The sequence below is a fragment of the Simplicispira sp. genome (assembly GCF_028687295.1).
GTDB lineage: Bacteria > Pseudomonadota > Gammaproteobacteria > Burkholderiales > Burkholderiaceae_C > Simplicispira > Simplicispira metamorpha.
In genome coordinates, this window is record NZ_JAQUAL010000167.1 from 1 (window position 1) to 6973 (window position 6973).

8 protein-coding genes are annotated in these 6973 nt (G+C 64.3%); 3 read left to right on the top strand and 5 right to left on the bottom strand.

All coding sequences use genetic code 11. The annotated features are described in order from the left end of the window. The first annotated feature begins 113 nt into the window (after positions 1-113). The 3 genes from PHX69_RS14375 to PHX69_RS14385 all read left to right on the top strand — a co-directional run bounded on the left by PHX69_RS14375 (position 114) and on the right by PHX69_RS14385 (position 3686). A complete protein-coding gene (locus PHX69_RS14375) occupies positions 114-1340 on the top strand; it encodes a hypothetical protein (protein WP_288044566.1) in 1227 nt (408 codons plus the stop codon). Beyond that, a complete protein-coding gene (locus tag PHX69_RS14380; protein ID WP_288044568.1) occupies positions 1330-3318 on the top strand; it encodes a hypothetical protein in 1989 nt (662 codons plus the stop codon). The genes PHX69_RS14375 and PHX69_RS14380 overlap by 11 nt, the downstream gene beginning before the upstream one ends. A 134-nt stretch (positions 3319-3452) precedes the next feature. Continuing rightward, on the top strand, positions 3453-3686 hold the full coding sequence (locus PHX69_RS14385; RefSeq protein WP_288044570.1) for a hypothetical protein: 234 nt from the start codon (positions 3453-3455) through the stop codon (positions 3684-3686). Positions 3687-3696: 10 nt separating this feature from the next. On the opposite strand, the gene PHX69_RS14390 is transcribed toward PHX69_RS14385, so the two are convergent. The 5 genes from PHX69_RS14390 to PHX69_RS14410 all read right to left on the bottom strand — a co-directional run. Then, a complete protein-coding gene (locus PHX69_RS14390; RefSeq protein ID WP_288044572.1) occupies positions 3697-4389 on the bottom strand; it encodes a hypothetical protein in 693 nt (230 codons plus the stop codon). Further along, positions 4389-5402 carry a class I SAM-dependent methyltransferase gene (locus PHX69_RS14395; RefSeq protein ID WP_288044574.1) on the bottom strand — a complete coding sequence of 338 codons (1014 nt, stop codon included), beginning with the start codon at positions 5400-5402 and terminating at the stop codon, positions 4389-4391. The genes PHX69_RS14390 and PHX69_RS14395 overlap by 1 nt, the downstream gene beginning before the upstream one ends. Further along, the gene (locus tag PHX69_RS14400; protein WP_288044578.1) at positions 5359-5691 is read right to left on the bottom strand and encodes a Com family DNA-binding transcriptional regulator; all 333 of its coding nucleotides are present in this window, start codon (positions 5689-5691) and stop codon (positions 5359-5361) included. The genes PHX69_RS14395 and PHX69_RS14400 overlap by 44 nt, the downstream gene beginning before the upstream one ends. A 69-nt stretch (positions 5692-5760) precedes the next feature. Next, on the bottom strand, positions 5761-6447 hold the full coding sequence (locus PHX69_RS14405) for a hypothetical protein (protein ID WP_288044576.1): 687 nt from the start codon (positions 6445-6447) through the stop codon (positions 5761-5763). 16 nt (positions 6448-6463) lie between these two features. Then, the coding region (locus PHX69_RS14410) for a carboxypeptidase-like regulatory domain-containing protein (RefSeq protein WP_288044577.1) at positions 6464-6973 on the bottom strand (510 nt) is incomplete at its 5' end.

A 6973-nucleotide genomic window follows, 5' to 3' on the forward strand; every position in this document is an offset into this window, starting at 1 on the left:
CACGCTACGACAAGACGGCGCGCAACTTCCTGGGCGCTATCTACCTTGCCGCTGCTGTGGTTTGGCTGGCATGACAAGTACCATGGCCGTGCTCCACACTCAGGATTTGGTTGATGACACGCCCTAATCCATCGAAGCCTTTGCAGCAGCCCGAACCATCCAGCACCGAGGTGATGCCCGGCGTTTACCGCAACGGCAACAGCTATGGGGACAGCGCCGGGGCGGCGTTGGGCGGTGCGCAGCCCCGGAGCCTGCCCACGGCGCAGAACATGGCCGCCGCCGATGCGCTGGCCCAGCGTTCAGAGCAGGAATCCATGGGCCGGGTGCGTGGCTTTTCTCCGGGGGGCATGGAGGCGAGGGGGGCGCCTGGTGCTGGAGGGCAAGCCTACTCGCCCGCGTCCAGCGGTAATTTTGCGTGGATGAACGATTTGCGTGATCCGCGCAGCCTTGCGATGCGCAATGCGGGTGTGGTATCAACCGTCCACCGCAACCAGGGCGACGCCATCATGGCGAACAAGGCAGCCAATGCGCGCGTCGCCGGTGTGCAGGCCGCCATTGGCACGCAGATGCACGACGCCCAGCAGGCTGACACGGCCCGCTACCAGTCGGACAACAGCCTGGCCAGCAATCTTGGCACTGAACAAATGCGCCAGCAGGGTGAAACTCAGCGCTCCAGATTCCAACAGGCCCTTGTAGGCATCCGCGAGCGTCGTGCAGCCCAGCACCAGGCCAGCCAAGAAGAAATTGCCCGCCAGCGCTTGGCACTCGATACCACGCGCCTTGGCCGTGACGGCGTTCCCAGCGGCTACCGCAACAAGGCTGACGGCACGCTGGAGGCCATCCCTGGTGGGCCTGCTGACCCAAGCCGCAGCAAGGAGGTGATGCAACAAGGCAAAGACGCTCAGGACGTGCTCTCCATCTTGGGCCAGGCACGTAGCCTGGTGCCAACCGCTACGGGCAGCGATGCTGGGGCCGCCGTGGACAGGGCCGCCCGGGTATTCGGGCTTTCCTCGAATGGCGCGGATGCTGCGGCGCAACTCAAGGCACTACAGGGGGCACTTATCTCGAAGATGCCCAAAATGTCCGGGCCGCAGTCCGATAAGGATGTGCAGCTGTACCGTGAAATGGCGGGGCAAATAGGCGATCCCGCTATCCCCGCAAGCCAGCGCCTGGCCGCCATGAAAACCGTTGAAGAGCTGCACAGAAAGCATGTTCCGCAGACTGATGTGGCTGGCCAACCCCAGCAGCAACCCCAGCAGCGCACCGTGTCCCGCACAGGCACGATCAATGGCCGCCGCGTCGTGCAGTACAGCGATGGGAGTGTTGACTATGCCGATTGATCCAAACCAGGTAACTTGGGATGAGGCAAAGACCCCATCGGCAGCGCCAAAGATCGACATTGGCAGTGTGCAATGGGATGCACCAGCAGCAAGCCAGCAGGCAATCAATCCGGCAACCCCTGACACCACCCGGAGTCTGGGCAGCACCCATCCTGCGACGACCCCGCCCCAGGACAACCCAAGCCGGGGATTCGGGCCCGAGCTGGCCCGGCAGGTGGGCCTGACCGCGCGCTACGGCATGGAAGGGTTGGGCCAGGCTGCGGAAATCATCACGGAGCCGGTGCGCAATCTGGTCACGGGCCCGGCCATGCGCGCCATGGGGCTGCCCGAAGGCAAGCCCATGGGCAAGACCATGGAAGGTGTTGCCGACACCATGGGCCTGCCCAGGCCCGAGGGCGACACCGAGCGGGTGGTGGGCGAGGCGGCGCGCTTCATGGCGGGTGGGGCTGGTATGGCCGGGGCTGCTGGCAAGGTGGCCCAGGCGGTGCGCCCTGGCCCTTTGCAAGCCGCTGCCCAGTTATTGGCCGCAGCCCCGGGGGTGCAGGTGGCGGGCGCTGCTGGCGCTGGTGCGGCCACGGGCCTATCGCGTGAGGCTGGGGGCAGCGAGGGCATGCAGATGGCCGCAGGGCTGGCCGGTAGCCTGGTCGGCGGCGTGGCGGGCAACCGCATGGCCCAGGTGGCGCAGGGGGGCGCCGGGCTGGCGAGCCGGTTGGCGCCTGGCGGCGCACAGGCGCTGGAGCAGCAGTTGGAGCAGGCACTGGGGCGCGCCGGGGTGAACTGGCAGGACGTGCCCGAGGGCATTCGCCAATCGCTGCGCGCCCAGGCATCGCAGGCCATGGGGCAAGGCGACGGGCTGGATGCGGGCGCACTGTCGCGGCTGGCAGATTTTGAGCGGGTGGGGGCCACGCCAACCCGGGGCACGCTGACCCTTGATCCTGTGCAAATCACCAGGGAGCAGAACTTGGCGCGCATGGGTGCGAATGCCACAGACAGCGGTTTGCACGGCTTGGCGCGCATCCAGAACGAGAACAACAGCGCGCTGATTGCGAGCATGAACCGTCTGGGGGCTGGTGCGGCCGATGACGCCACCACGGTGGGCGAGCGGGCCATGGGCGCCCTACAGCGGGGGCTGGATGCGGACAAGGCGGGCATTGACGCGCTGTACAGCCAGGCGCGTGACAGTGCTGGGCGCAGTTTTGCGCTGGATGGCCGCACGTTCACCACGCAGGCCAGCAAGCTGCTGGACGATGCCCTGGTGGGTGGGGCGCTGCCCCCTGCGGTGTCGCAGCACCTGAACCGGATTGCCCAAGGTGAAGTGCCTTTTACCGTGGACTACGCCGAGCAGCTCAAGACCGCCATGGGCAAGCTGCAACGGGCCACCGGCGATGGACAGACCCGCATGGCGCTGGGGCTGGTGCGCCAGGCGCTGGATGACACCCCCCTGATGGAGCTGGGGCAGGCTGGCCCGGCAGCAGGGGCACGCGCCATCGGTGGCAGCCAAGCCTATGCCGGTGGCGTGGAGCTGGGAGAGCAGGCGCGCGAGGCATTCAACCGCGCCCGCTTGGCCAACGCCGACATGATGCGCCGGGTGGAGCGCATTCCCGGGTTGAAGGCGGTGTATGAAGGCAAGGCCGCGCCGGATGACTTTGTGCAGCAGTACGTGATCAGCCGCAGTGCCAAGGCTTTGCAAACGGCAGACTTGGCAGCGGAGCTGCGGCGCAGCGACCCGCAGGCACTGGAGGCCGTGCGGGGCAGCATCGCAGCGCACCTGAAAACCGCAGCCATTGGGGCCGCTGCCGACGAAACCGGCAAATTCAGCGCCAGCGGCTACAACCGTGCGTTGATGGCACTGGGTTCGCGCAAGCTGTCGCAGTTCTTCGACAAGGACGAGATTGCCCAGATCAGGGCCGTGGGCCGGGTGGCGCAGTACACCACGGTGAAGCGGCGCGCGATAAATGAGCCGCTGACTATGCAATAAATTCGCCCGCCTGCGTTTGCAGCAGGCGAAAGGAAATTGCACAACGCCTCAATGGCATGTCAGCGGAAATACTGACTCGCACTTTGCGGGTGCTCTCTCTAGAGTCCGACCGACTTTTTAGGAGCTCACCCGCCATGACCACTGCACCCCAATCCAAAGCATCCCTTGTCCGCGATCACATGGCCAGTGGCCAATGGGATGAGGCGATTCGCCTTGCCGCCTCGTTTGCGCGCCTGGACAAGCACCGCGAGGCCATTCTGGATGCGCGCACCGCGTACACGAACCCACGCTGGCTTACCCAGCTTGGGATCGATCCTGAAGCGGCCAAATTGGCCGGTCATGCTGCACTGCGCGAGCGCTTTGCCTGAGCACTGTCCCTCACGCCCCCACGTTCCAGAACAGCGCGCCAGGCATTGCCTCGGCGCGTATGTACTCCCAGGCCTTGGCGTCGTAGCCCGGCGCACTGGGAAAAGGCGGCAGCACCTTGGCCTGCCGCTCAAAAGGCAGCGGATGCACAATCCGCCGCGCCCTGCCCGTATCACCTCCCTGTTTACCCACCACCACCGCCACGAATCGTGCCTGTGGCCACGCGCGCTGTAGTGCCCGCGTGAGCACCCCAGACCCGGCCACGCTCCACACTTCTTGCGGTTGCAGCCCGGTGGCCGTGGCGGCTGCCGAGATGGCCTGCATGCTGGCGGCATCGTCTGCACCGAAGGGCACCAGGAAGGCGCCGCGTTCGGCTGCATAAGCACGGGCACGGGCCTGCACTACGGACAGATAGCCGCAAGGCACGGTGATGATGTTCGCACCGGCCTGGGCAGCAGCCACGGTGAGCATGTGGGGCTGCTGGCGTGCCGCAGTGAATACCGTGGCACGGCGCCCCAAGAGACGGGCGCAGTGGGCCATGGCTACCTGGGCATACCCTTGGGCCGGGCTGGCATAGACGAACTCGCCCGCAGCCTGCGCCTGCATCAGCGGCAGGATGGCGCGCATCTTGGTGCCGCCAGGCAGCAGGTCGTCGCGCACCACCACAATGCCAGCGTGCTGTTCAATGATGGGGGCGGGCAGCATCAGCGCACGGCCCCACAGGCGGCTGTGGCACGCCGGGGGTCGCCTTTGACGAACACGAGCACCTGCTGGTGCGTCTTGCCCAGTTTGCGCGAGACTTCAAATGCCTTACCGGCCCGAATAGGCAGGGAACCTGATGGGGTGACCAAAATGGCCTCGTTGTAAAGCCGTGCGCCAGCGTCGCGGAAAGCGGCGATGGTGTCGCTCACGAAGCCACGGTACAGACCTTGCGTGTCGCGTATGTCGCCCACGACGAAGCAGGCAAAGCGATCCTGGCGCAGCATGGCCACTGCCTCTTTGATGATTTTGCGATAGGTGCGCAGGAACTGGGGGTACCGCATGGTGGACAGGTCGGCCTTGTCATCGCTGTAGCGCTCCAGGTTGCCATAGGGCGGACAAGAAAACAGGAAATCAGCTTGCACGTCGGGCAGTGCCTGGTGCAGTGCCAAAGCGTCGCTCTGCACCCAGTGCGGCGCGGGCATGCCGGGCTGGGCCAGTGTGGCCCATTGGGCACGGTTTGCATCGACCTGCTCGGCCCGCAAATCGACACCGGCATAGCGCCGACCTGTGGCTGCTGCCACGATGCCGCGTACAGACCCGCCCGCAAACGGATCGAGCACCAGCTGGCCAGGGGCAGAAAACCAGCGATAGACCAGCTCGCACAGCACCGGGTCGAACACGCTGGTGCCTTGCTGCGTGATGTGCTCGGGGTGTGCCTGGGCGAATTCGGCCCAAGTGGCTTTGCGGCCAAGGGCGGCCTCAAAAGCATTTTTGGCCGTGTAAGTGGCGGGCGGCTGCGCTGATGAAGCGAACAGCAATTCGCGGCTGCGGCCCAGTTCGGACTGAATGCCAGTGGCAAGCCACTGCGCTTTGCGCTCGCGCCACCAGCCCGTGCGGGCATCAAGGAGCGTGAAAGGTACCGACAGGTAGCGATCAGCCAGGGTGGGGTTGCGCCCGCCGCTGGTGATGGTGTCAGGGCTGGGCGAGGTGAAAGTGGGGAACAGAGATTGTGTCATTTGAGCGTTTCATGGGTTTGACGCTCAGATGGCGTTCGATCAAAGAGGCGCTCGGGGCGCTCTGGAACTGGTTCAACGTGCCGCAGCGCGGGCACTTGATAGATAAGCGGGTAAAGATTCCTTCAGCCAATTTGCGGCTACATGCGCCGCACCGTATTTCTTCAATTGCAAGCCTGTTTCTCTGTGTGAAAACTCTGATAGGCTCAACCCGCTCTCGCGAGGGTGGCGGGTCTTGCCTGGCTTGCAGCTCATTCCTGCATGTTGGGGGCTTGGCCTGGTGTTCGCGCACCAGGTCAAGTCGCCCGTCTTTTTTCAAGTGCGGTCAAATTGGCCGATTGGTCAGCCTGCGATGGCATCGTCAGAATTCGCAGGGCACGATGAGGCGCAGTGTGACCCGTCCAATTTCTACGTCTTCAATCGTTTTTGCCACTGCTGTGAGTTCGCCGGATATGGTTGCGGCGGGGTGAAAAAGGGAGACGCTCAGGGTGTTTCCTGCGGCGATGTAGATCGGCAAATAAACGCCATTGCCTGTCCACTCTTCGCCATCTTTGCGAAACCACATGCTTTCCATGGGCCAATATGCATCTGGTTCAGCGCCGCCAATGTCAGCTGGCAATTCGATAAGTTCTGCGTATCCTCCACTCCAAAACTCATCCGACGACAGCGTGGTCTCAATGACATCGCCGCGCCATACCTCTTCTTGGGACTGCTGCCCTGCGTCTTCCGTCACGCTCCACAGCACTGGTGTGAACGAAATGTCCCAATGCACGTACTGCGCACCATCGACTACTGCAACAAACAGCCCCTGTTCGAATGTCGCTCCAGCATCATCGTTGATGGAATTCGTATTTACAGACAGATCAACCATACGAATCCCATCGTCATCCTCCCAGCCACACCACACCGGTGGCTTTACAACCAGTGGCTCGACAACAGACGTGGCTGGTATCGGGGCGGTGCGCCGCACCTGCACCTCCATCTCAACGGTGCGGCCCGGTACGGTCTGCACCGGGGTGGAAGGAAAAAATCGGCGGCGTTGCGTCATACCTTTGTTCCTGCACTCACACCACCACCACGGCCTCGGACGGCGGGTAGCCATCAGCTTCAATCAGCAGCGTGTGGCGCCCGCGCTGCACCGGGAATGACACGCGGCCTGCGCTGTCGGCGATGCGGGTGCTTTTGCCATTGAGCGTGATCTTGGCCCCGGCCAACGGGCGCCCTTGCTCATCGCGGGCAGTGAAGATGATTTCGCTCCCAGCCAAGTCCACAGTGATGCCGGGCTGTATCAGCGGGTCAAAGGCGCTGGACAAGCGCGTGGTCTGGATGGCGGGCACATCGCCCACGGGCGCCTCGATGGCGCACGACAGGCTGGCAGAGGACAAGTCCAGCTCAGCACTGACCAGGCGATGGCGACCCTGGACAGGCGACAGCGGGTGGGCCATATCCACCCACGCGCCGGTGGACACATCGGCAAATGAGTGCTGCCACGTCACACGCCAGCGCGGGCGGGCCAGCCACGTCAGCATGCGCTGGCCCAGTGCTTCGGCGTGGCGCGGGGTGCGCAGCCAGGG

Bases quoted from the DNA above. Each gene is read 5' to 3' on its own strand.
- PHX69_RS14375 (WP_288044566.1), top strand. From the start codon at position 114: ATGACACGCCCTAATCCATCGAAGCCTTTGCAGCAGCCCGAACCATCC.
- PHX69_RS14380 (WP_288044568.1), top strand. From the start codon at position 1,330: ATGCCGATTGATCCAAACCAGGTAACTTGGGATGAGGCAAAGACCCCA.
- PHX69_RS14385 (WP_288044570.1), top strand. From the start codon at position 3,453: ATGACCACTGCACCCCAATCCAAAGCATCCCTTGTCCGCGATCACATG.
- PHX69_RS14390 (WP_288044572.1), bottom strand. From the start codon at position 4,389: ATGCTGCCCGCCCCCATCATTGAACAGCACGCTGGCATTGTGGTGGTG.
- PHX69_RS14395 (WP_288044574.1), bottom strand. From the start codon at position 5,402: ATGACACAATCTCTGTTCCCCACTTTCACCTCGCCCAGCCCTGACACC.
- PHX69_RS14405 (WP_288044576.1), bottom strand. From the start codon at position 6,447: ATGACGCAACGCCGCCGATTTTTTCCTTCCACCCCGGTGCAGACCGTA.